Origin of the sequence: Rhodococcus sp. (in: high G+C Gram-positive bacteria) (assembly GCF_049299235.1) — a bacterium.
GTDB lineage: Bacteria > Actinomycetota > Actinomycetes > Mycobacteriales > Mycobacteriaceae > Rhodococcus.
In genome coordinates this window covers 26,221-48,121 of sequence record NZ_JBAQXC010000151.1, presented here as the reverse complement: position 1 = coordinate 48,121, position 21,901 = coordinate 26,221, and the positions used below count along the sequence as shown (strand labels likewise).

Annotated in this window: 24 protein-coding genes; 18 read left to right on the top strand and 6 right to left on the bottom strand. The window is 68.1% G+C overall.

The annotated features are described in order from the left end of the window. Position 1 precedes the first annotated feature (1 nt). A complete protein-coding gene (locus WAX14_RS09435; RefSeq protein ID WP_422627822.1) occupies positions 2 to 1,177 on the top strand; it encodes an MFS transporter in 1,176 nt (391 codons plus the stop codon). Positions 1,178 to 1,190: 13 nt separating this feature from the next. Here the strand turns inward: WAX14_RS09435 and WAX14_RS09430 are convergent, their stop codons facing one another. Next, complete coding sequence (locus tag WAX14_RS09430; RefSeq protein WP_422627821.1) at positions 1,191 to 1,817, bottom strand: TetR/AcrR family transcriptional regulator; 627 nt, start codon at positions 1,815 to 1,817, stop codon at positions 1,191 to 1,193. Positions 1,818 to 1,918: 101 nt separating this feature from the next. Between WAX14_RS09430 and WAX14_RS09425 the strand changes: the two genes are divergently transcribed. The 5 genes from WAX14_RS09425 to WAX14_RS09405 are packed head-to-tail and all read left to right on the top strand — an operon-like array spanning position 1,919 to position 6,546. Next, positions 1,919 to 3,022 carry an alpha/beta hydrolase gene (locus WAX14_RS09425; protein WP_422627820.1) on the top strand — a complete coding sequence of 368 codons (1,104 nt, stop codon included), beginning with the start codon at positions 1,919 to 1,921 and terminating at the stop codon, positions 3,020 to 3,022. Beyond that, positions 3,019 to 4,401 carry a flavin monoamine oxidase family protein gene (locus WAX14_RS09420; RefSeq protein WP_422627819.1) on the top strand — a complete coding sequence of 461 codons (1,383 nt, stop codon included), beginning with the start codon at positions 3,019 to 3,021 and terminating at the stop codon, positions 4,399 to 4,401. The genes WAX14_RS09425 and WAX14_RS09420 overlap by 4 nt, the downstream gene beginning before the upstream one ends. Continuing rightward, positions 4,398 to 4,922 carry an SRPBCC family protein gene (locus WAX14_RS09415; protein ID WP_422627818.1) on the top strand — a complete coding sequence of 175 codons (525 nt, stop codon included), beginning with the start codon at positions 4,398 to 4,400 and terminating at the stop codon, positions 4,920 to 4,922. The genes WAX14_RS09420 and WAX14_RS09415 overlap by 4 nt, the downstream gene beginning before the upstream one ends. Next, positions 4,919 to 5,869, top strand: coding sequence for a carbohydrate kinase family protein (locus tag WAX14_RS09410; protein WP_422627817.1), 951 nt, complete (start codon positions 4,919 to 4,921; stop codon positions 5,867 to 5,869). The genes WAX14_RS09415 and WAX14_RS09410 overlap by 4 nt, the downstream gene beginning before the upstream one ends. Next, positions 5,866 to 6,546, top strand: coding sequence for a class II aldolase/adducin family protein (locus WAX14_RS09405; RefSeq protein ID WP_422627816.1), 681 nt, complete (start codon positions 5,866 to 5,868; stop codon positions 6,544 to 6,546). Before WAX14_RS09410 ends, WAX14_RS09405 begins: the two co-directional genes overlap by 4 nt. A gap of 63 nt (positions 6,547 to 6,609) precedes the next feature. Here the strand turns inward: WAX14_RS09405 and WAX14_RS09400 are convergent, their stop codons facing one another. Genes WAX14_RS09400 through WAX14_RS09390 form a run of 3 tightly spaced genes read right to left on the bottom strand, consistent with a single transcriptional unit; the run spans position 6,610 to position 9,497 of the window. Then, on the bottom strand, positions 6,610 to 8,037 hold the full coding sequence (locus tag WAX14_RS09400) for an NAD(P)(+) transhydrogenase (Re/Si-specific) subunit beta (RefSeq protein ID WP_422627815.1): 1,428 nt from the start codon (positions 8,035 to 8,037) through the stop codon (positions 6,610 to 6,612). After that, positions 8,037 to 8,369, bottom strand: coding sequence for an NAD(P) transhydrogenase subunit alpha (locus WAX14_RS09395; protein ID WP_422627814.1), 333 nt, complete (start codon positions 8,367 to 8,369; stop codon positions 8,037 to 8,039). Before WAX14_RS09395 ends, WAX14_RS09400 begins: the two co-directional genes overlap by 1 nt. Beyond that, complete coding sequence (locus WAX14_RS09390; RefSeq protein ID WP_422627813.1) at positions 8,370 to 9,497, bottom strand: Re/Si-specific NAD(P)(+) transhydrogenase subunit alpha; 1,128 nt, start codon at positions 9,495 to 9,497, stop codon at positions 8,370 to 8,372. A gap of 243 nt (positions 9,498 to 9,740) precedes the next feature. On the opposite strand from WAX14_RS09390, the gene WAX14_RS09385 reads away from it, so the two are divergent. From WAX14_RS09385 to WAX14_RS09360, 6 genes are read left to right on the top strand one after another with little or no spacing between them, the layout of a single operon-like run. Further along, positions 9,741 to 10,103 carry a DUF488 domain-containing protein gene (locus WAX14_RS09385; RefSeq protein ID WP_422627812.1) on the top strand — a complete coding sequence of 121 codons (363 nt, stop codon included), beginning with the start codon at positions 9,741 to 9,743 and terminating at the stop codon, positions 10,101 to 10,103. Beyond that, positions 10,100 to 10,285 (top strand): hypothetical protein, encoded by a 186-nt coding sequence (locus tag WAX14_RS09380; protein ID WP_422627811.1) that lies wholly within the window; start codon positions 10,100 to 10,102, stop codon positions 10,283 to 10,285. The genes WAX14_RS09385 and WAX14_RS09380 overlap by 4 nt, the downstream gene beginning before the upstream one ends. Positions 10,286 to 10,295: 10 nt before the next feature. Continuing rightward, complete coding sequence (locus WAX14_RS09375; protein ID WP_422627810.1) at positions 10,296 to 10,736, top strand: HIT family protein; 441 nt, start codon at positions 10,296 to 10,298, stop codon at positions 10,734 to 10,736. Next, positions 10,733 to 11,581 (top strand): maleylpyruvate isomerase family mycothiol-dependent enzyme, encoded by an 849-nt coding sequence (locus WAX14_RS09370; RefSeq protein WP_422627809.1) that lies wholly within the window; start codon positions 10,733 to 10,735, stop codon positions 11,579 to 11,581. Before WAX14_RS09375 ends, WAX14_RS09370 begins: the two co-directional genes overlap by 4 nt. Positions 11,582 to 11,587: 6 nt before the next feature. Next, positions 11,588 to 12,235, top strand: a complete 648-nt coding sequence (locus tag WAX14_RS09365) for a Type 1 glutamine amidotransferase-like domain-containing protein (RefSeq protein ID WP_422627808.1) — start codon at positions 11,588 to 11,590, stop codon at positions 12,233 to 12,235. Between the two features lie 9 nt (positions 12,236 to 12,244). Beyond that, complete coding sequence (locus WAX14_RS09360; protein ID WP_422627807.1) at positions 12,245 to 12,760, top strand: hypothetical protein; 516 nt, start codon at positions 12,245 to 12,247, stop codon at positions 12,758 to 12,760. A 24-nt stretch (positions 12,761 to 12,784) separates the two neighbouring features. Here WAX14_RS09360 and WAX14_RS09355 read toward each other — a convergent pair whose 3' ends face one another. Beyond that, a complete protein-coding gene (locus WAX14_RS09355; protein ID WP_422627806.1) occupies positions 12,785 to 16,072 on the bottom strand; it encodes an arabinosyltransferase domain-containing protein in 3,288 nt (1,095 codons plus the stop codon). A gap of 190 nt (positions 16,073 to 16,262) precedes the next feature. Between WAX14_RS09355 and WAX14_RS09350 the strand changes: the two genes are divergently transcribed. From WAX14_RS09350 to WAX14_RS09325, 6 genes are all read left to right on the top strand, one after another. Beyond that, on the top strand, positions 16,263 to 17,525 hold the full coding sequence (locus tag WAX14_RS09350) for a DUF4185 domain-containing protein (RefSeq protein WP_422627805.1): 1,263 nt from the start codon (positions 16,263 to 16,265) through the stop codon (positions 17,523 to 17,525). A 34-nt stretch (positions 17,526 to 17,559) separates the two neighbouring features. After that, positions 17,560 to 18,219 (top strand): CG0192-related protein, encoded by a 660-nt coding sequence (locus tag WAX14_RS09345; protein ID WP_422627804.1) that lies wholly within the window; start codon positions 17,560 to 17,562, stop codon positions 18,217 to 18,219. Further along, positions 18,216 to 18,500: a GNAT family N-acetyltransferase gene (locus WAX14_RS09340; protein ID WP_422627803.1), complete on the top strand. Its 285-nt coding sequence runs from the start codon at positions 18,216 to 18,218 to the stop codon at positions 18,498 to 18,500. The genes WAX14_RS09345 and WAX14_RS09340 overlap by 4 nt, the downstream gene beginning before the upstream one ends. 218 nt (positions 18,501 to 18,718) lie before the next feature. Further along, positions 18,719 to 19,945, top strand: a complete 1,227-nt coding sequence (locus WAX14_RS09335) for an alkane 1-monooxygenase (RefSeq protein ID WP_422627802.1) — start codon at positions 18,719 to 18,721, stop codon at positions 19,943 to 19,945. Continuing rightward, on the top strand, positions 19,945 to 20,112 hold the full coding sequence (locus tag WAX14_RS09330; RefSeq protein WP_422627801.1) for a rubredoxin: 168 nt from the start codon (positions 19,945 to 19,947) through the stop codon (positions 20,110 to 20,112). Before WAX14_RS09335 ends, WAX14_RS09330 begins: the two co-directional genes overlap by 1 nt. 1 nt (position 20,113) lies before the next feature. Next, positions 20,114 to 20,299, top strand: coding sequence for a rubredoxin (locus WAX14_RS09325; protein WP_422627800.1), 186 nt, complete (start codon positions 20,114 to 20,116; stop codon positions 20,297 to 20,299). An 8-nt stretch (positions 20,300 to 20,307) separates the two neighbouring features. Here WAX14_RS09325 and WAX14_RS09320 read toward each other — a convergent pair whose 3' ends face one another. Further along, positions 20,308 to 21,849, bottom strand: a complete 1,542-nt coding sequence (locus WAX14_RS09320) for a carboxylesterase/lipase family protein (RefSeq protein WP_422627799.1) — start codon at positions 21,847 to 21,849, stop codon at positions 20,308 to 20,310. Between the last annotated feature and the right edge of the window lie 52 nt (positions 21,850 to 21,901).

Here is a 21,901-nt window from a genome sequence, read left to right as displayed (position 1 = left end):
CATGATTGCTCCCGACACTCGCCGCGCACGAGCAGCCGTCTTCGCCGTCTTCGGAATCAACGGGTTCCTGCTCGCGGTGTGGGTGGTGCACATCCCCGCCGTCCAGGAGCGCGCCGGGATCGGCAACGCGACGCTGGGCACCCTGTTGTTGATGCTCGCCGTCGGCGCGATCGGCGGTATGCAGGCAACCGGGCGGCTCGCCGACCGGTTCGGCAGCGACCGCACCACCACGGTCGCCGGAGCCGCCCTTGCGGTCGCGGCGGTCGGTCCCGGGCTGGCGTCGCAGACATGGCAGCTCGCGATCGCTCTGGTGCTGTTCGGTTTCGCGAACGGCGCCCTGGACGTGTCGATGAATTCGCAGGCGGTCGTCGTCGAGCAGCGGTATCGCCGGCCGATCATGGCGGCGTTCCACGGGTTGTTCAGCGTGGGTGGCGTCGCCGGATCATTGGTCGGGGCGGCAATGCTCGCCGCCGGGTGGGCGCCGGCGATGTCACTCGCTGTTGCGGGCGCGGCGGGGCTGGTGGTGGTCGCGGTCGCGTCCGGGCAGTTGGTGCGGGTGCCTCGTCGAAAAGATCACGACGGCGCGGCACCGCGCGGCGGCTATTCGCGGCGGGTGGTGCTGCTCGGCGGGTTGGCGTTCGTGTTGATGCTGTGTGAGGGTGTCGCGAACGATTGGAGCGTCCTGCAGGTCAAGGAGCATCTGGGCAGCCCCGATTCGGTGGCGGCACTCGCGTTCGGGGTGTTCTCGGCGACGATGACGATCGGCCGGTTCACTGCGGACCGCGTCGCGACGCGCATCGGGCCGGTGGCGCTGGTGCGGTACGGCGCGCTGGTCGCCGCTGTCGGGATGGGTGCGGTGATCGTCTCGCCGTGGCTGCCACTGACGCTGGTGGGATGGGGACTGTTCGGAGTGGGGTTGGCCGGGGCGGTTCCGCAGTTGTTCACCGCGGCCGGGAACATGACGACCGGCTCGCCGGGCGCGAACATGTCTCGGGTCGTCGGGATGGGGTACATCGGTTTCCTGGCCGGTCCGGCGTGCATCGGCTGGTTGTCGGAGGCGACGTCGCTGACCGCGGCGATGGTGGTGCCGCTGGCATGTGTGCTGGGTGCGGCGGTGATGGCCCCGCAGGTACGCGAGAACGCCCGCGCAACGCGTGTGCGCGGGCGTTCCGGGTAGGCCGGTCGGTGTCTCAGCGGCCTCCGGAACCAGCGACACCTCCGGAACCAGGGACATAGGAGCCGAGGACCCGGACCAGCAGGTCGCGCAGCGCCTCCCGGGTCTCGGCGCGGCCAGGCCGGGCGATTTCGTGCAGGGTGAACCCGTCGATGAGAGCGATGAACTGCTGCGCGGCGATCACCGGGTCCTCGACGCCGAGCACCCTCAGCGCGTTCTCGGTCGACTCCTCGAGGCTGCGCATGATGCGGTGCACCGGATCGGCGAGCTCCGGTCGGCGCCGCGCTGCAAGGTAGGCATCGAACTGGGCGACGGAATCGTCGCTGTCCTGCCCGGACACCATGTCGATCATCGCCTCGGCGAGCTCGGCGGCGTCGAGTTCCCCGGACCGGCTGGCGTCGAGAAGTGTCGCGACCTTGGCAGTGACGATATCTGCGACGCGGGTGATCGCCGCGTCGATCACGTCGTCCACGGAGTCGAAGAAGTAGCTGGTCGTCGACGGTGGGAAACCGGCTTCCTCGGCGACGGCGCGAAAGGTCACGCGTTCGAGTCCACGGCGCGCGATCGTCCGGACGGCGGCGTTGATCAGGTCGTCGCGTCGCTCACGACCCCGCGTGTAGTGCGTACGTCGTCCGGCGGTCATGAACTGCGACGATACCGTCTCGCGAAAAGTCTGGTCATTCGGCCAGACTTTGCCCTAGCATCTGCTCCACGACCACGACGAGCACTCACGCAAGGAGACGGATGACTTCGTCGAGACCCCACCCCACCGACCGGCTCGCCCGAGCGGTGTTACGCGCCGTGTCCGCCCTTCCCCGTCCCGCACAACGCCTCCTCGGCGGTCGCCCGCTCCGCATCGACGACGCCGAACTCGACACCGAGGTTCAGCTCGGACTGCGGTTGATGACACTGGCCGCCGGCACGACCTTCGAGAAACTCCCCCTGCCGGAAGGACGGGCACAACTCGACCGTGAGGCGTGGATCGTCGGCGGCAACGTCGAGATCGGCGAGGTCCGGGACCTGACGATCACTGGCGCGGACGGACCGATTCCGGCCCGCCTCTACCGCCCGCACCACCACGCCGACACTCCCCTGCCAGTCCTCGTCTACTTCCACGGCGGCGGATTCGTCCTCGGCGGGCTCGGCTCCGCCGACTCGGTGTCCCGCTTCCTTGCCGCCAACGCCACCGTCGCCGTGCTGTCGGTGGACTACCGACTGGCCCCGGAACACCCCTTCCCTGCCGGAGTGAACGACGCGATCGCCGCGTTCGACCACGCGATCGCCCACGCCGACGACCTCGGTGTCGACCCCACCGCCGTCGGTGTCGGCGGCGAGAGCGCCGGCGGAAACCTGGCCGCGGTGGTAGCACTGGCCACCACCGTCGAACGCCGCACGCGACCCGACCGTCGAGTGCCCGATTTCCAACTGTTGTTCATGCCCGTCACCGATCTCGGTTCGAAGCACCGCTCCTACGAGCTGTTCGGCGAGGGCCTCTTCCTGACCGAGGCGCAGATGGACTGGTATCGGAACCACTACCTGACCGACCCGGCGCAGGCCCTCGACCCGCTGGTGTCGCCGCTGCTCGCCGATGATCTGTCCGGTCTGCCACCCGCCTACGTGGTCACCGCCTGGTTCGACGTGCTGCGCGACGAAGGCGAGGCGTACGCACGGCGCATGCGGGAGGCCGGTGTCCAGGTCGGGATGCGACGACACCCGGGCATCGTGCACGGATTGGTGAACGCGACCGGTGTCGGCCAGGTGGCCACCTCTGTGCTCGCCGAGGCTGCCGGGGCCGTACGGCTGGGGCTCCGATCCTCCGTTCCCGCGACGATCGGAGGCGGACGTTGACGAACCGTAGAGACGTCCTCGTCGTCGGCGCCGGACTCGCCGGACTCACCGCGGCACGAACGCTGCGCGCCGCAGGCCACACCGTGCAGGTTCTCGAGGCACGGGACCGCGTCGGCGGCCGCACCGTCGACCACGATCTCGGCGACGGGCACGTCGTCGAGGCGGGGGGCCAGTTCGTCGGCCCGACGCAGGACCACATCCTGTCGCTGGCCGGCGAACTCGGAGTCGAGACGTTCCCCGCGTACGACACCGGCGCCAACGTCTACGTCAAGAACGGGACGACGCGGCGGTTCAGCAACGGTGTGCCGCCGGATCCGTCCGCCCTGCTCGACGTCGGGGCGCTCATCGCCCGGATCGGCCGGGCGGCGCGCACGATCCCGGTCGACGAACCGTGGCGTGCCCCCGACGCGCTCGCGCTGGATTCTCAAACGTTCGCGACCTGGTGCCGTCGCGGCGCCGTCACCGACGGTGGCGTCGAGTTGCTCGACATCCTGCTCGGCTCGGCGTTCGGCGGGACCGCCGTCGATGCGTCGACACTGTTCGGCCTCTGGTATGTCGCCGGCGCCGGCAACGAATACACCCCCGGCACCATCGAGCGGATGATGGGCGTCACCGGAGTCGCCCAGGACGCGCGCTTCGTCGGTGGTCCGCAACGGGTGTCGCTGCGCCTCGCCGAGGAGTTGGGCGAGTACGTCACCCTGGGCTCCCCGGTCCGCCGCATCGACCAGACCGGCCCGGAGGTGGTCGTGCACACCGACACCGACCGGTGGACGGCGAATCGCATGGTGGTGGCGGTGCCGCCGGTGCTCGCCACCCGCATCGCCTGGGACCCGCTGCTCCCGGCACAGCAGGAGGCGCTCTTCCAGCGGATGAACTTCGGCACGCTCGCCAAGTTCGAAGCGGTGTATCCGGAACCGTTCTGGCGCACCGAGGGTCTGTCCGGGCAGGCCCTGTTCCGCGATGCCTCGTTCCCGGTCTGCTCCATGTTCGACAACTCACCGCCCGACGGCGGCCCCGGCGTCCTGATGGGATTCGTCGGGGCGGACCAGTGGCGCAGGTGGGCGCCGAAACCGCCCGCGCAGCGGCGCGGGGCGGTGCTCCGCGCGTTCGCCACGGCACTCGGGCCACGCGCCCTGCACCCGACCGCCTGCATCGAGAAGGACTGGACCAGTGAGGAATGGACACGCGGCGGCCCGACCTCGGTCCTCACCCCGGGCACCCTCACCGGCCTCGGACGCTGGCGTGACGTCCCGTTCGGGCGGGTGCACTGGGCCGGCGCCGAGCACGTCGACTATTGGAACGGATACATGGACGGGGCCGTCCGCTCCGGCACGAACGCGGCAGCCGAAGTCCTTGCCGCCGAAGGGAACACAGTATGAGTGAATTCGTGATCCGCGCACACCGGAACCTGGTGGTGACCCCGGAAGAGGTGTGGGCCGTCACCAGCGACACCAGCCGCTACGCCGACTGGGTCACCAGCGTGCACGAGGTCCACACCCACCACGGTCACGCCGAGGTCGGCGGGCAGTACACCGAGACGGTCGCCTCGCTGGGTCCGCTGACGACCCACGCCACCTGGACGGTGCGCGACCTCGAGCCGACCAGGCTGCGGATCGACTCGGGAACCGGATTCGCTCCGCTGCGCGACGTGGTCAACATCTTCCGATTCGCACCGCTCAGCGGTGGCGCGGCGACGTCGATGACGTACGAGTTCCACTTCGACCTCACACCGCGACCGCTCGGCGCCCTGGCGCATCGCATCCTCCGCACGGGGATGGTCGCCGACTTCGACCGTTCGATGCGGGCGCTCGAGGCGGTCGTCCTGTCCGAACGCACCGATCCGGACACCCCTCGACCCATGCCGAATCACCCCGCTCCCACAGGTAAGGCGAACAGTTGACCACGGATTCGAACCAGGTGCGCGCCCTCGTCGTCGGCGCACACGTTCTCGACACCCTCGTCCGTCCAGTGACGGAGATCCCCGAAGGCCAGGGCGGTGCGCTGGTGGAACAGATCACGATGACCGCCGCGGGTACTGCGGCGGCCACCGGCCTCGTGCTCTCCAAGCTCGGGGCGGCGGTCCGTTCGGCCGGCGTCATCGGTAACGACACCCTCGGCACCCTGCTCGTCTCGCTGCTCGAACGCGACGGCGTCGACACCTCCCTGCTGCACCGGACATCCGACGCGCAGACGTCGGCGTCGGTGCTGCCGATCCGCCCGGACGGCTCGCGTCCCGCGTTCCACGTGGTCGGCGCCAACATGTTTCTGGCGCAGCATGTTCCGTGGGACGCGCTGGACGACGCCGAGATCGTGCATCTCGGTGCACCCGAGTTCTACGGCGGCGAGGTCGCAGCGCAACTGCTCTCCCGAGCCCGCGCGAACGGTGCCGTCACCTCCGCGGACAGCCTGGCCGCGGGTCTGCCGGAGGCCCTCGCGTACTTCGAGGCGGCACTGCCGCACATCGACTACCTCATGCCCAACGACGAGCAGGTACTCGGCTGGACCGCCACGACCGACCTGCACGAGGGCTGCCGCCGGCTGGTCGAGCGGGGCGCCCGCTGCGTGGTCGCGACGGCCGGTGCGAAGCCCACCGTCATCGCGACGGCCGACGGCATCACCGAGGTTCCGACCTACCCGGTCGACGTCGTCGACACCACCGGCTGCGGTGACTCGTTCTCGGCGGGCTTCCTCCGCGGCATCTCGCTCGGCCTGGACCCGGTGGGCGCTGCCCGTCTCGGCAACGCCACCGCCGCCCAGGTCGCCGGCGGGCTGGGCAGCGATCACGGCGATTTCAACCTGGCCGTCGTGCAGGCATTCATCCGCGACCAGGAAGGCGCACCGAGTTGAGCGGGGACGAGCTCGACCGGGCACGAGAGGAGGTGGCCGCGACCAGCCGGGAACTGGCGCGGCAACGCCTCGTTCTTGGCACCGCCGGGAACGTCAGCGTGCGGGTCGGCGACCTGGTGGCCCTCACGGCCACCGGTGTCACGCTGGCCACGGCGACGGCCGACGACGTGACCGTTGTCGGTCTCGACGGCCGCCATCACAGCGGTCGTCTCCAGCCGACCTCGGAACTGGGCATCCACCTCGGCGTCTACCGGGATTCCGATGCGACGGCCGTGGTGCACGCGCATTCGGAGGCCGCGGTGGCGCTCTCGCTGGTGACGGACGAACTCCCCGTCGTGCACTATCAGCAATTGCTGCTCGGCGGGAAGTTGACGCTGGTGCCGTTCGCTCCGTTCGGCACCGAGGAGCTCACCGCGGCGACCCGCGCGGCGCTGCGGCACACGCGGGCGGCGATTCTGGCACATCACGGAACCGTGGCAGTCGGCTCGTCGCTGCAGCAGGCACTCGGCAACGCGGTCCTGCTCGAATGGTTGTGCCGGGTGTACCTGCGGGCGGCGGCGGTCGCGACGCCGCGGCCGATGACGGACGAGCAGCTTCAGGCGGTGGTCGAGGAGGCCGTCCGCACCGGATACGGGCAGACCCGCCCGGTCGATCACGGTCGGACGGCCGAATCGTGAACGACCGAAGGTGGCCTTCGTGCGGCCCAGCCGCACGAAGGCCACCTTCGTGGTGGGTGGAGGTCAGAGAACCTTGAGTTCCTCGGTGACCTCGCCGACCATCTTCTTCGCGTCGCCGAACAGCATCGACGTCTGATCCGCCGTGAACAACGGATTGTCGATACCCGCATACCCCGACGACATCGACCGCTTGAGCACGATCACCGACCTCGACTGATCCACATTCAAAATCGGCATGCCGTAGATCGGGCTCGACGAATCATTGCGCGCCGCCGGGTTCGTGACGTCGTTCGCGCCGATCACGATGGTGACATCGGTGCGCGAGAACTCACCGTTGATATCGTCCATCTCCTTCATCGCCTCGTATTCGACATCGGCCTCGGCCAACAACACGTTCATGTGACCGGGCATCCGGCCCGCAACCGGATGGATCGCATACTTGACCTCGACACCGCGCTCCTCGAGCAACGCCGCCATCTCCTTGACCGCGTGCTGCGCCTGCGCCACCGCCAACCCGTACCCGGGCACCACGATCACCTGATTCGCATACGCCATCTGGATCGCGGCATCCGACGCCGACGTCGCCTTCACGGTGCCACCGGCAGCCGAGCCGCCCGCAGCGCCGTCGTCGCCGCCACCACCGAACGCACCGAACACGATCGCCGGAATCGACCGGTTCATCGCCTTGGCCATCAGGTTGGTCAAGATGGTGCCGGACGCACCGACGATCATGCCCGCCACAATCATCGCCTGGTTGTTCAGGGCCAGACCCGCAGCCGCCGCCGACAACCCGGTCAGCGCATTGAGCAGCGAAATCACCACAGGCATGTCCGCGCCGCCGATCGGCAACACCACGAACAATCCCATCAGGCCCGCGACGATCAGCAACAGCAGGATCCACCACGACGCCAGCGGTTCACCGTCCGCGCTGATCCCGATGTAGATCGCAATGGCGATCGACGCGACCACCAGCACCATGTTGGCCAACTGGAACAGCTTCGCCGCCGACACCAGCGTGCGCTCGAGATTCTTGTTGAGCAGTTCCTGCAACTTCGCGAACGCAACGAGCGAACCCCAAAACGAAATCGACCCGATGATCGCGGCGAACAACGATCCGACGATCATCACCACGGTCGGCTGGTCCTCGAGCGTGGTGAAACTGCTCGACTCGAGATATTCGGCCCACGCGATCAACGCGACGGTGCCACCACCGACACCGTTGAACAACGCCACCAGCTGCGGCATCGCCGTCATCTTCGTCTTCAACGCCGGCGGAACCCCGAGGATGACACCGACGGCCAGACCCCCGACGATCAAACCCCAGTTGTCGGTGTCACGAACATCGATGAGCACCGCGATCACCGCGATACCCATACCGACCGCGGCGATGTAGTTGCCGCGCACCGCGGTCTTCGGGCCGGTCAACCCCGACAGACCGTAGATGAACATCGCGAAAGCGATGATGTACAGGACCGAGACGAGATACGTCATCAGGCGTCAGCTCCCTTCGACTCCGCCGACGCCTTCGGAGCGTCCTTACGCTTGAACATCCCGAGCATCCGGTCGGTCACCACGAAACCACCGACCACGTTCAGGGTGCCGAAAACCAGAGCGACGAACAGAATGATCTTGATTCCCCAGTGCGCGTCGCCGGGCAGATGCCCGAGCACGACCAGAGCGCCGAGCACGACGATGCCGTGAATGGCGTTGGTACCCGACATCAACGGCGTGTGCAGCGTGTTCGGCACCTTGGAGATGACAGCGAACCCGACGAACCCGGCCAACACCAGGATCGCGATGTTCGCGAGCAGTTCGGTGTACATCTACGCGTTCTCCTTCGCACGAGTCACGCACGCGCCGTCGAGGATCTCGTCGGAGAAATCCGGCGCCAACGCACCGGTGTCGTCGAGCATCAACTCGAGCAGGGCGGCGACATTCTTCGAATACAGCTCGGACGCATGCTCGGGCATCGTCGCGGGCAGGTTCAGCGGCGAGCAGATCGTCACGCCGTGCTTGACGACGGTCTGCCCGGGTTCGGTCAGCTCGCAGTTGCCACCGGTCTCCCCGGCCAGGTCGACCACGACACTGCCCGGCTTCATCCCGGCGACCGCGGCGGCGGTGACCAGGCGCGGCGCGGGCCGACCCGGCACCAACGCGGTCGTGATGACCACGTCGAAGCCCTTGATCGCCTCCTCGAGAGCCTGCTGCTGCTGCGCGCGTTCGGCGTCGGTGAGTTCACGGGCGTAGCCGCCCTCACCGGCCGCGTCGATCCCCAGATCCAGCCACTGCGCACCGACCGACCGGACCTGGTCCGCGACCTCGGGACGCACGTCGTAGCCGGTGGTGCGGCCCCCGAGACGCTTCGCCGTCGCCAACGCCTGCAGGCCGGCGACACCGACACCGAGCACCAGAACGGTCGCGGGCTTCACGGTGCCCGCGGCGGTGGTGAGCATCGGGAAGAACCGCGTCGACTCCGACGCCGCGACCAGCACCGACTTGTACCCCGAGACGTTGCCCTGCGACGACAGTGCGTCCATCACCTGGGCCCGCGAAATCCGCGGGATCGACTCCACCGCGAACGCCTGCACCCCGGCCGCGGCCAACGCACCGATCTGGTTCTCCGCATTCCGCGGCGCCAGGAACCCGACCAGCACCTGACCCGACGCCAACCGGGCGACCTCCGCATCCGACGGCGGCGCGACCTTGACCACCACATCGGCGGCCCACGCATCACCGATCGAGGCACCCGCCTCGACATACAACTCGTCGGGAATCAGAGCCGCCTCACCGGCACCGGCCTCGACGATCACGTCGAGTCCCTTGCCGATCAGTGACGGAACGATCTTCGGGACCAGCGCGACGCGACGCTCGTCGTCGTTCGATTCGCGAACGACGCCGACGGTCGGACGACGCTGTGCCTCACTTCCCGTGCTCAATCCTTCGGTATCCAATTCCCCTGACTCCTGCTTCGAATGAGGGCCGCACCGCGAGGGCGGCGGGCTGCGTCCATCGAGGCCGCGGCGATTCGTGCCGGGCCGATGAGCGTAGCCAGACCTACCGTGGTGGCGACGACACTGCAAGCGGCTCGATTCGTCTGAATCGAGTCCGAACTGGAAAGCGGTGCAAGAATTGTGATGCAGCTCACTTCACGTGTCCCGTCTGCCGGTCGTGAGCGGAAACGAAGGAGGACCCGGATGTCACGTCGCACAGTCGATATCGAGCGCGTTTACGATCACCCCGGAGACGAAGACGCATTCCGCGTGCTGGTCGATCGTTTGTGGCCGCGCGGACTACGCAAGGACGCGTTCCACTACGACGAGTGGGCCAAGGATCTGGCCCCGTCGACGAACCTACGCAAGTGGTACGCGCACGACGCCGCACAGTTCTCCGAATTCCGCACCCGATACATCCACGAACTGACCACCGCGGCCGGACGAGAAGCCGTCGCCCGGCTCGATCACCTCGCCGAGGGCCGCCCCCTGGTGTTGCTCACCGCGACGCGCGACCTCGACCACAGCGGGGCCGTCGTCCTCGCCGAGCACCTGAAGGACGCATGATGGTCGGCGCCGGATCGGGTCACGACACCGGCGGCGACCCGGTGTGCTGGCTCGACCGGGTATGCCCGGAGTGTGGGCTGTTCCTCGAGGATCCCGACGAGGCGTGCCCCCGGTGCGGCGGCGCCGACGGACCCGCGGCCACCGACCCCACCGATCCTCGCCCACGCTTGTCGCAGCACTAGGCTGACACTCGTGGAATCGTGCGTGTTCTGCGACATCGCGACCGGCGCGGCACCGGCGACGCGGGTGTTCGAGGACGAGACCGTAGTGGCTTTCCTCGATGTCCGCCCGCTCGCGCGCGGGCACACCCTGGTGGTGCCGCGGACCCACGCGGCGCGACTCGACCAACTCGCCCCGGCCGACGGTGCCGCGATGTTCCGCACCGCGCAGCGCCTCTCGCGGGCACTGACCCGTTCGGATCTCGCACCCGACGGCACGAATCTGGTGCTCAACGACGGTCGGGCCGCGTTCCAGACCGTCGGCCACGCACACCTGCACGTGCTACCGCGCTGGCGCGGCGACACCGTGCTCCTGGCGGCGAGGCTCGTCCGTCGCCGCCCCCACGATCCGGATGCGATCGCAGCCCAGATTCGCACCGGACTGGACCGATTGGAAGCGGAGGACCCCCGATGAGCATCGACTCGAGTTCCGAATTTACCACCCCGGAATTTCCGGTGGCGCAGGTCCGTTCGCTGCTGTTCGAGCAGTTCGCGGTCATCGACGACCTACTGACCGGCATCGACGGCGACATCTGGTTCACCCCGTCGACACTGCCGGGCTGGACGGTCAAGGATATCGTCGCGCACCTGATCGGTACCGAATCGATCCTCGCGGGCGAGCAGGTCCCCCACGTCGACATCGACGTGCACGCTCTCGGGCACGTGCGCAACGAGATCGGCGCGCTCAACGAGCGGTGGGTGGAGTCGCTGCGCGGCACACCCGGCGCCGACGTCCTCGACCGGTACCGGCGGATCGTCGCGCGGCGCCGCGATCAGCTCGCCACGATGACCCAGGACTGGTTCGATGCCCCCGCGCAGACCCCGGCCGGACCGGCGACCTACGGGCGGTTCATGCGGATCCGCGTATTCGATTGCTGGATGCACGAACTCGACGTCCGGGATGCGCTCGGGGCACCGGGTGACGAGGGCGGTGCCCGCGCCGAGCTCGCGATCACCGAGATCGTCGCGTCGCTGGCATATATCGTCGGCAAGCTGGGCCAGGCCCCGGACGGGTCGCGCATCACGTTCGAGCTGACCGGTCCACTCGCCCGCGTCCTGCAGGTGGAGGTCCACGGCCGGGCCGCGCTGGTTCCCGAGCTGTCCAAGCCTGCGACCAGCACGATCACCCTGGATTCGGGATTGTTCGTGCGGCTGGCCGGCGGGCGCGTCCGCGCGTTCGATCATCTCGACGAGATCACTCTCGGCGGGGATGCCGTCGTGGGCCGGCGTATCGTCGACCGTCTCGCGTTCACCGTCTGATCTCGGATGCGACTGTTCCTGTCGTCCTATCGGTTCGGTGCCGACCCGGCGGCGCTGCTGCGTGTCACCGGCCCGCCCGGGCCGATCGCGGTCATCGGCAACGCGGCCGATGCCTGGTCGGCCCACGCCCGGCGATCCGCGGTGGTCAGCGAGTTCGGTCCGCTGCGCGACCTCGGCTTCGATCCCGTCGAGGTGGACCTACGCGACCATATCGGGGCGCCGGAGTCGTTGCGCGCCAGGATCTCCGAATTCCGGTCGGCGTGGGTGCGCGGTGGCAACACGTTCGTGTTGCGGGCGCAGCTGGCACGATCCGGCGGCGACACCGTGCTCACCGATCTCCTGCGATCCGGGTCGCTCGCATACGCGGGCTACAGTGCCGGGGCGTGCGTGGTGACATCCACGCTGCGCGGCATCGAGTTCTCCGACGATCCGGGCGAGGTCCTGCCGACGTGCGGGATCGCTCCGCAGTGGGACGGTCTGGGTCTGGTGGATTTCGCGATCGTGCCGCACGCCGGTGGGTCGCTGCTCGACGACGGCGGCAGCAGCCGCGCCGTGGATCTCCTGACACGTAGCCACATCGAGTTCCGGGCGCTGACCGACGACGAGGCGATCGTCGTGGACACATCGGCAGGAACCGGTACTTCCCACTGCTAACATCCGACGATGGAGTCGCTGTCGGATCTGCTCACCGCTGGTACCGCACCCTGGTGGGCGCCGCCCGCGGCGCTGATCGTCGGTGTCCTGCTCGGGGTCGTCGCCACCCGCGCCGGCCGGAAATCGGAGCATCATCCGATACCTACCCCGGCGCTACGCGCGACCGACCGTGCCCTGCACGTACGGTTCCTCCACACCGCGGACACGGTCCACAACCATCTGTTCGAACTGGACCGATCCGCCCTCGCCGACGTCAACCTCGACGAGGCACTGCACTGCGACGATCCGCATCTGCGGGCGATCGCGCGCGGCATCGTCGACCTCGACGCGATCGTCAACGAAATGCGGTTGACCGCACCGGATCCCGTGCTCACCGCCGCCGAGTCCACCTTCGGGTTCCTCACCGCGTCGTCGAGCGACGGCACCGACGACATCGACGCGTTCCGGGACCGCTACGTCACCGAGAAACGCCGGTTCGTCGACGCCGTGCGGGCCGCGCATCCCCCGGCGACGCCGGCTTCCTGACCGGGATTCCGGTACCGGGACCGGTCAGGACGTGATGTTGATCGGTCCCGGTGTCCACCAACCCGATCGGGTCACGGTGGTCGTGTGGATCTGCGCCGGGCCTGCCGTACGGTCGATCGGGACGAACTGCTCGATCGAACCCCAATCGCGTCCCCAGTCGTGGTTCAGATAGGACGGGATCGTTCGCGCACCCAGCAGCAACTGCGTCCACCCGAGCGGTCCGCCGCCGTAGTGGTCCTGCCACAGACCGGTCACCACGGCCAGCGGCCGATCCGGGGAAATCCGGTACTCCGGAACCTCGGCGACGCCGTTCGCGTGCAGCATCTGGTGCTGGCAGGGGAAGTTCAACCCGACCGCCCAATCCAGCAGGACCGGGGTGTCACGGCCGAGCACCTCCTGCAGGGTTTTGGTCTGCGGAACCCGCGGCGGGGTGAACGCCAGCCACTGCTCGGGTCGGATGTCGTGGTCGGTCGCGACGATCCGGACCACGTCGGAGTCCCGCGGCAGAACGTCGAGCGGTACCCGCAGGTTCCGCCACGACGGGACCGGACCGATGTCGAGCGGCAGCACCGATCCCAGCGCGACGACGCCGTCCGGGGTTCGGGTGCCGTATTCGAGAACCAGGTCCTGCCCGTAGGTTTCGATTCCGTCCGCGTCCACCGACCGGATCGGCCCGGCTGCCGAGATCGACACCAGGTCCCCGCGGGAACCCGAACCGTCCGGGTCGGGTAGCCGGTACCACTCGGTGGTCACGGTGGCGACACCGTCTGCGCCGTAGCTACCGAGCACCGGGGTGGTCGCCGGGTCGAGACCGAAGGGCAGGGCGACGGTACTGCCGTTGATGCCCTCGCCGCCGAACCCACCGCCGGTCCCGGCGGTGCTGCCGGTCGTGTTCTGGTCGGCGCCGGTACGGTCGACGGCGTTGGCGGTCCCGGAGGCGACCTCCTCGGCATCCGGTGTGAGGTCCCCCGCCACACCGCTCGGGACGAACCCCTGGCTGCCGTTTTCCGCGAGCGCCGCACCGATGTCCCCGGAAAGCGGCTGCAGCATCGAGGCATTGGGGTCGGTTTCGAGAAGTACGTCGTTCGCCAGACCGCAGGGCGAACCGGCGAGTGCGTCGATGTTGGAACGGGCCACCGAATATGCGGGGTACTGCGCTACCGCACCCTTGGCGAGGGAGAGCACTTCGAACACCACCAGCGCGGCCGCCGCGACGGTCAGCGGCGGAATCGACCACACCCGGGAGGGTGCGTCGGTGCGAACGGAGGCCGCCGGATGGATGTGGAACCAGGCGGCCACCGCGAGCAGCAGCACGGCCAGCGCGAGGAACGCGACCGCGAAACCGTGACCGGCGATCGACGGCGCCTTGTCGAACCAGGGCACGCCGTAGCTCGACACGTACCACCAGTCGTTGCGTCCGGCGAACGACAGCGCGACCACACCGGTGACCGCTGCGGCGAACAGTGCCCGGTTGCGCCGGGACCGCAGAACCGTCGGTGCCACCGCGATCGATGCCGCGACCGCCACGGCGCCCGCCAGGCCGGCGTAGATGCCGAAGTGATGGGTCCACTTGGTGGGCAGCAACGTCGTCAGGGCCATCGCACCGATCGTGATGCCGGCGATGCGTCGGGTCGGCCCGAGCGCCGCACCGGGAATCCGTCCGCGCCGTAGCAATGCCACCACCAGGGTCAGCAGGCACAGAAGCATCGTGAACACCGCGAATCGCCGCGCGAGTGAACCGTCGGTCGTGTCCTGGAACAGCCACTGATAGCGCAGGTATTCGTTGAACCACGGCTCGTCCGGCGGGATGACGTGCACGTGCTGCATCTCCCGCACCGCAGCGAACGACTGGTCCGCGAACGCCGCAACGAGCACCACCGTCCCGGCGGTGACCAACGGCAGCAGTTGCGCAGCGTAGCCGGCCGTCCGAGCCCGGTCGGCGATGATCTTCGCAATCGGGCGTGCCCCGGAGATCAGCGCCGCGAAGCAGATGACCCCGGACGGACCGGCGGTGACGGTGACGGCACCGATCAGGATCGCGGCGGCCGCGGGCAGCAGCCGGCGGGTCGCGACGGCGCGCTCGACCGAACACCAGGTCAGCAGCACGCCCGCGGCGACGATCGGTTCCGGCCGCAGGCCGTTGTTGAACGGCAGCCAGAACGCGAGGAAGACCAGGGCTCCGGTCCACAGCGGCACCGAGGTTCGTCTGGCTGCGGCGCCGAGTCGGGGTGCGACTTCCCGGCTGAGCACCCACCACGCCAGCACCCCAGCGGCCAGTGCGGGCAGGCGCATCCAGATGCTCGCCGTCGACACGTGCGTCATCCACGCGAGGACGTCGTAGAAGGGGGTGCCGAACGGGGCTTCGGGCACCCCGAACCAGCGGAAGTAGTTCGCCATGTATCCGGCTTCACCGGCGGCCCTGGCCATGCCGAGCTGGTAGCCGTCGTCGGAGGTGTTCGCACCGATCACGTGCCACAGCACCAGCACACCGACGACGACCGCGTCGATCCGACGCAGCGACCACCAGGACGACGGCAGGAACCGGCGGGTGCGGCGGCCGTCGGCCGCGTCGATCCGGTGCAGCGACCACAATGCCAGCGCGGTCGCCAGGATCGCCACCAGCATCGCCGCGAGTTTCACCGGCGTCGGTGACGTCGTGAACCGGGTGTCGAGGGTCGCGGCCACTCGTAGTCCCTCGGGTGCAGTGCCCTCGAGGTCGGAGAACACCCCGACCATCTGTGGACGCAGGTCGCGGTCGACGACCCGCTCCGGCACGGTGGTCTCCGGGCCGGTCACCGCGACGACCGTCCTGGTCGGCGTCGAGGACACGGTCACCGCGCAGTCCGCTCCGGTGAGTGCCGCGACGGGTTCGGACAGCTGGATCGTGTTCCGCGCGACCACCTCGAACCGTGGGTCGGGGTCGTCGCCTGCGATCACCCGCGCCGACAGCGCCCATCGGTCCGGCGCGGCCGCCCCGACGGGTGCGGTCGAGACCAGTACCCCGCCGCCCGCGTCGGCCAGTTCCCGGACCGTCGCGCACGGGACGGTGACGTCCAGTTCGATCGGACTGTAGGACACGAGCGGCGCCGTGACTCCGGCGAGCGAGCCGTCCTGCGGCCACGAGATCGTCGCCTCGGTCTGGTGGACGGGCAGGAACGGGATGGCGAGTGCGGCAAGAATCCCGACCACCCCACCGACGATCGCGATCAGGCGGATCCGCGCGGGCCTGATGCGCGGCCGGGAGGTCCCGGCGCGGTCCCGGCTCCTGCCGGAGGTGGTCGACGGTCCGGCGGCAGCGTCGGTTTCGGTCACGACAGGCGAGCATAGCCAGATCCAGGGCGCCGGACGCCGTCGCCCATCGGGTGTACACGGAACCGAGGTCGGGTCCCGAAAGCGGCCGATCTGTTACCGAAGTGGCACAAGGGACTGGTGTTACTGCTGTTACGTTGACGCGGCATCGAATACACGGCATCACCGTCAGGACGGTCCCCGGGAGGTCCCCATGCCCACATCCCTGCGACATCGCCTGGCGCTCACGCTGCCCGTGGTACTGACCGCGACCTGCGTATTCGTGCTCGGAGGAGCCGGAACCGCGCACGCCGCGTGCCCACCCGGCAGCGGCACCGGCAGCGCCATGCCCGGCACTGGCAGCACCATGCCCGGGAGCTCACAAGCCGGCGTGACGCCGATTCCGTGGCTCAACGGACAGGACGGCCGACTGCCCGAGCTGAAGGGCACGACCACCGCGGTGTCGCACCTGACCGGGCTGATGGGCACTAACGAGACCGTGTCCCGATTCTCGGTACTCGGCACCGATCTCGGCATCATGTGGGACAACGGGGACGGGGAGGTCCTCACGGCGTTCGGGGACACCTTCGGGTTCAACCGCAATCCACTGTGCGGGCTCGTCGGCGATTGGCGCAGCAACATCCTGTTCCGCAGCAGCGACCGCAACCTCGGCAACGGCATGAGCATCGACAGCGCTCCACTCGATCGCCCGAACCACGCCCGGGAGCTGATCGAGAGCCGAAAGGTCAACGGCGTGGAGATCACCACGATTCCCACCGCCGGTATCGCGATCGGCGGTGTCCAATACCTCGACTTCATGTCGGTGCGCAGTTGGGGTGCACCCGGCGAGTGGCACACGAACTTCTCCGCGCTCGCCTCGTCGACGGACAACGGCGAGAATTGGACGGTCCATCCGCTCACCGCACGACTGAACGAACCGCTCAGCGGCAACACCAACTTCCAGATGGGCGCATTCGTCGAACACGACGGCTGGGTGTACCGGTTCGGCACGCCGTCCGGGCGCAGCGGCGCCGCCCACCTGGCTCGCGTCCGGCCCGAATCATTGCTCGACCCGCTCGCCTACGAATACTGGGACGGCCTCGCGGTCTGGGCGCCGACCGACCCGAAAGCGGCCGGTGTCGTGATTCCCGGTCCGGTCAGCGAACTGTCCGTCGCCTACAACGACCATCTCGGCGGTTTCGTCGCGTTGTACACCGATGCGACGAATTCGATCGTCGCGCGAACCTCCGCATCGCTCGAATCCGGCTGGAGCGAACCGACGGTGCTGGTGAGCAGCAGGGACGTGCCGAGTGTGTACGGCGCATACATCCACCCGTGGTCGTCGGGCAAGGATCTGTACTTCCTGGCCAGCACCTGGTCCGACTACAACGTCGTGCTGCTGCGCACCGACCTCGATGCTGTGGGGCTGCAGAAGCCGGTGGGGCTGCCGACGCCGGTGAGCCCGCAGCCTGCGTGACCGCCCGTATCGTCTTCGCCCGTATCGTCACCGCATGGCCCTCATCCACCACGCACAGCTGTCGCCGTCGAAGTCGGAGATCCTCGCAGCCTGGGTGCCGACACAACCGTGGGCCGGCAACCCCGCCGGCCTCGAACGCATCGGGACGTACCGGTTCGACGACCCGGACGGTGAAGTCGGAATCGAAACCCACCTGCTGGCCACCACGGACGGCCGGACCCTGCAGGTGCCGTTGACCTATCGCGGTGCTCCCCTCGCCGGCGCCGAGGACTCCCTCGTCGCGACGATGGACCATTCGGTGCTCGGACCCCGCTGGGTGTACGACGCGTGCGCCGACCCGGTGTACATCGGCGCGCTGGTCACCACGATCGCGACCGGTGGCGGCGCGGCCGAACTGGTCGACGCCGATACCGGCGTGGCCAGCACTGGGCAGGTGCAGGTCGCAGGCAGCGGAACACTCGGAGCGCCGGTGCCGTCGATCGACTCTCTCACGCACTCGAGCAACGCGACGGCGACTGCGGTGTCGGCGGGCACGGTGTCGGCGGGCACGGTAGAGGTGACCGTGGTGCGGACGATCGGTGTGCACTTTGGGCCCCCAGGGGAGCCCAAAGTGCTCACCGGAACGTGGCGCGGCCAGCGCACCCCCGCGATGCTCGCGGTGGTGCGCCCCCACGTCGGTAGGGTGAATCCATGAGCAAGAACAACGAAATCCGTCGCGTCGAGCATCTTCCCCAGCAGTCGCGGTTCGTCCTCTACATCGGCGACGCGCTCGCGGGGCACGCCGACTACACCCAGGTCGACGACGTGCGCGACTTCGACCACACGGTCACCGAGCCAGAATTCCGCGGCAAGGGCGTCGCCGGCGATGTCGTGCGCCAGGCCCTGGACGCAACCCGCGCCGAGGGCCTGAAGGTCGGCACCTCGTGCTCGTACGTCGAGAAGTTTGTCGCCGAGCATCCCGAGTACCGCAACTGACTCCACCCAGCGGCGCACAACCGCAGATCGAATGGACAGCCACCCACGTCCCGGCGGACGTGGGTGGCTGTCCATATTCTGCACATTCTCCACATTCTGCGCAGATCGAAGTTTACAAATTTTACGAAATGTCTAGACAGTGGATCGCATGACGCGTAACGTCCATTACAGGGTGACTCAGGTCATATCAGACTCAGGTCATATCAAAGGAGGACACGGTGACGACGCGCGACATCGACCGGCCACAGCCGGCACCTGCACAGCAGTGGCACGACCGGAAACGCTATCTGTGGCTGCTCGGGCTGGTCCCGCCGACAGCGATCTTCGTCGCGACCGCGCTGGTATGGGCGTTCGGACAGATCGGCGCGGCCGCAGTCGCCCCGATCTGGTGGTGGATCGGACCGCTGCTGGTCTATGTACTGTTGCCGATCCTGGACCGATTCTTCGGCCCCGACGGCCAGAACCCACCCGACGAAGCGATGGAACGTCTCGCCGCAGACCGCTACTACCGGTACTGCACCTACGCCTACATCCCGTTCCAGATCGTCAGCCTCGTGTTCGCGTGCTATCTGTGGTCGGCCGACGACCTCGGATGGCTCGGCCTCGACGGCGGCCTCGGACTCGTCTCGAAGATCGGTCTGGCGATCAGCATCGGAGTGATGGGTGGCGTCGGCATCAACACCGCCCACGAACTCGGCCACAAGAAGGAACAACTCGAACGCCGACTGTCGCGGATCGCCCTGGCCCAGACCTTTTACGGCCACTTCTACATCGAGCACAACCGCGGCCATCACGTCCGGGTCTCCACCCCCGAGGACCCGGCCAGCGCCCGCTTCGGCGAATCGTTCTGGGCATTCCTACCGCGCAGCGTATGGGGTGGCGTGACATCGTCGTGGAATCTCGAGAAGACCCGCCTGGAACGACTCGGCAAGGGCCCGTGGACTTTCCGAAACGATGTACTCACCGCATGGCTGATGTCGGTCGCCCTGTTCACCGTCCTCACCGTCGCGTTCGGCCCGGTGGTGCTGCCGTTCCTGATCATCCAGGCCGTGTACGGCTTCTCTCTGCTCGAATCGGTGAACTACCTCGAACACTACGGATTACTGCGTCGCAGAACCGAATCCGGCCGCTACGAGCGGTGCACCCCGGAGCACAGCTGGAACTCCGATCACATCGTGACGAACATCTTCCTGTACCACCTGCAACGCCACAGTGACCATCACGCGAACCCGACCCGCCGCTACCAGACGCTCCGCAGCATGGACGGTGCCCCGAATCTGCCCAGCGGCTACGCGAGCATGATCGGCCTGACCTACTTTCCGCCGCTGTGGCGCACGGTGATGGACCACCGGGTCCTCGACCACTACGACGGCGATCTGTCTCGCATCAACATCCAGCCGCGTAAACGCGAGAAGATCCTCGCCCGATACGGCGAGGCACGCTGATGTCCGCGTACGAATGCCCGGTCTGCGACTACGTGTACGACGAAGCCACCGGCGCACCGCACGAAGGGTTTCCGGCCGGCACCGCATGGGCGACCGTCCCCGACGACTGGTGCTGCCCGGACTGCGGCGTCCGCGAGAAGATCGACTTCGAACCGAGAGGCAACTGACATGGCTACCGACTACCGACTGTTTCGCTGCCTCGTCTGCGGTTTCGAGTACGACGAAGCGCTCGGCTGGCCCGACGAAGGCATCGAACCGGGCACCCGCTGGGACGACCTGCCCGACGACTGGTCATGCCCCGACTGCGGGGCCGCCAAGGCCGACTTCGACATGATCGAGATCGTCCGGCGCTAGAAATTTCGCTAGCTGAATCCCATGACCCGGTCGCCCCACATCTCCCGCAGATGCCCGTCCGGGTCCGGGACGACGGAATCGACCGCGTCGAGCACGAGGGTCATGCGAGAGTCGGCTGTGTACGGCGCCCAATGCCTGGACCCGTCGAGCGCAGCGGGCACACCGTGGTGCGCGAACGCCGTCCAACGACGCCCGATCCGGCCCGACAGTTCGGTCGCGGACTTCCGCCCGCCGAGCCAGAAGGTCGGATCATGGTCGAGCGTACCGAAATTGCCGAACACATAAGGGAGTTCGGTGGCGTGCCCGGCCCCGATCCGAGCGGCCCGGAGGATTGGCGTCGCGTGATCGAACCGGTACACCCACGTCGGGGAGTGCACGCTGTGCGCGTCCGCGATCCACAGCACCGGCATCCGGAAACCGGCATCCCGCGACAGGGCCATCGCCCCGCTCGGCTTCGTCGCGGCCGGATACGCCGCGACGATCTCGTCGATCCGCTCGGGTGACAACTCGACACCGTCCGCGGCCAAGGCCGCGAACATGCCCTGCACCGCGATGTCGTCGACCGGCATGAGTGGAGACTTCATCCACCGGAAGATCGACGGTTCGTCCCGGTTCGATCCGATGATCAGCGGGATCCGGTGCGACAGACCCTTCTGGAACGCCGCCACCGGATACTTCGGCACGAGATCCCGGTCGACGACCGGCGCCAGCGCCAGTGTGCCGGGCACCTTGATCGGAATCTCCCGCGCGAGATCGTCTCCGGCCATGGCAAGTTGTTCATACGGAAGGTCACGCAGTGACGACACCCGCGACCTTGGGACATCGAGAATCTCGAGGAACCGTTCCGCGACCGTCGCGGAACGCTCACGCCCGTACGCCGACGTCGCCGGTGGCGACTGCGCGATAGCCGCGTGGAACAATCCTTCGGCGCGTGGCACCGTCATCAACGTCGTGATCGAACCGCCGCCGGACGACTCCCCGAACACGGTGACCCGTGCCGGATCGCCACCGAATGCCGAGATGCACTCGCGCACCCACTCGAGCGCCGCAATCTGATCGCGCAGACCCACATTGGATTCGAACGTCGAATCTGCCGTCGAGAACGACGACAGATCGAGGAATCCGAGTGCACCGAGCCGATAGTTGATCGTCACGACCACGACGTCGCCGGACTCACACAGTCGCCTGCCGTCGTAGATCTTCTGGCCGGAATAGCCGAGAACGTAGGCGCCACCGTGTATCCACACCATCACCGGACGCGGCACACCGTCCTGCTCGGGCGCCCAGATATTCAGCGACAGGCAGTCCTCGCCGATCGTCTGGCCGAGGTCGATCGGGACCGGATTGTTCCGGCTCTGCGGTGCGACCGGACCGAAATTGCGGCAGTCGCGTACGCCGCTCCACGGCTCCGGCGGCTCCGGCGACCGGAATCGCCGATCGCCGGCGGTCGGAGCGGCGTACGGAAGTCCCTTCCACACGAATACCGAACCGTCCCGGTAGCCGCGCGCCGAACCGTACGTGCAGTCGACGGTCAGTGTCTCCGGTTCCACACGACCTCCCGTTGCCGACGAACTGCCAAGGTACCAACTATCTGCACGTGCG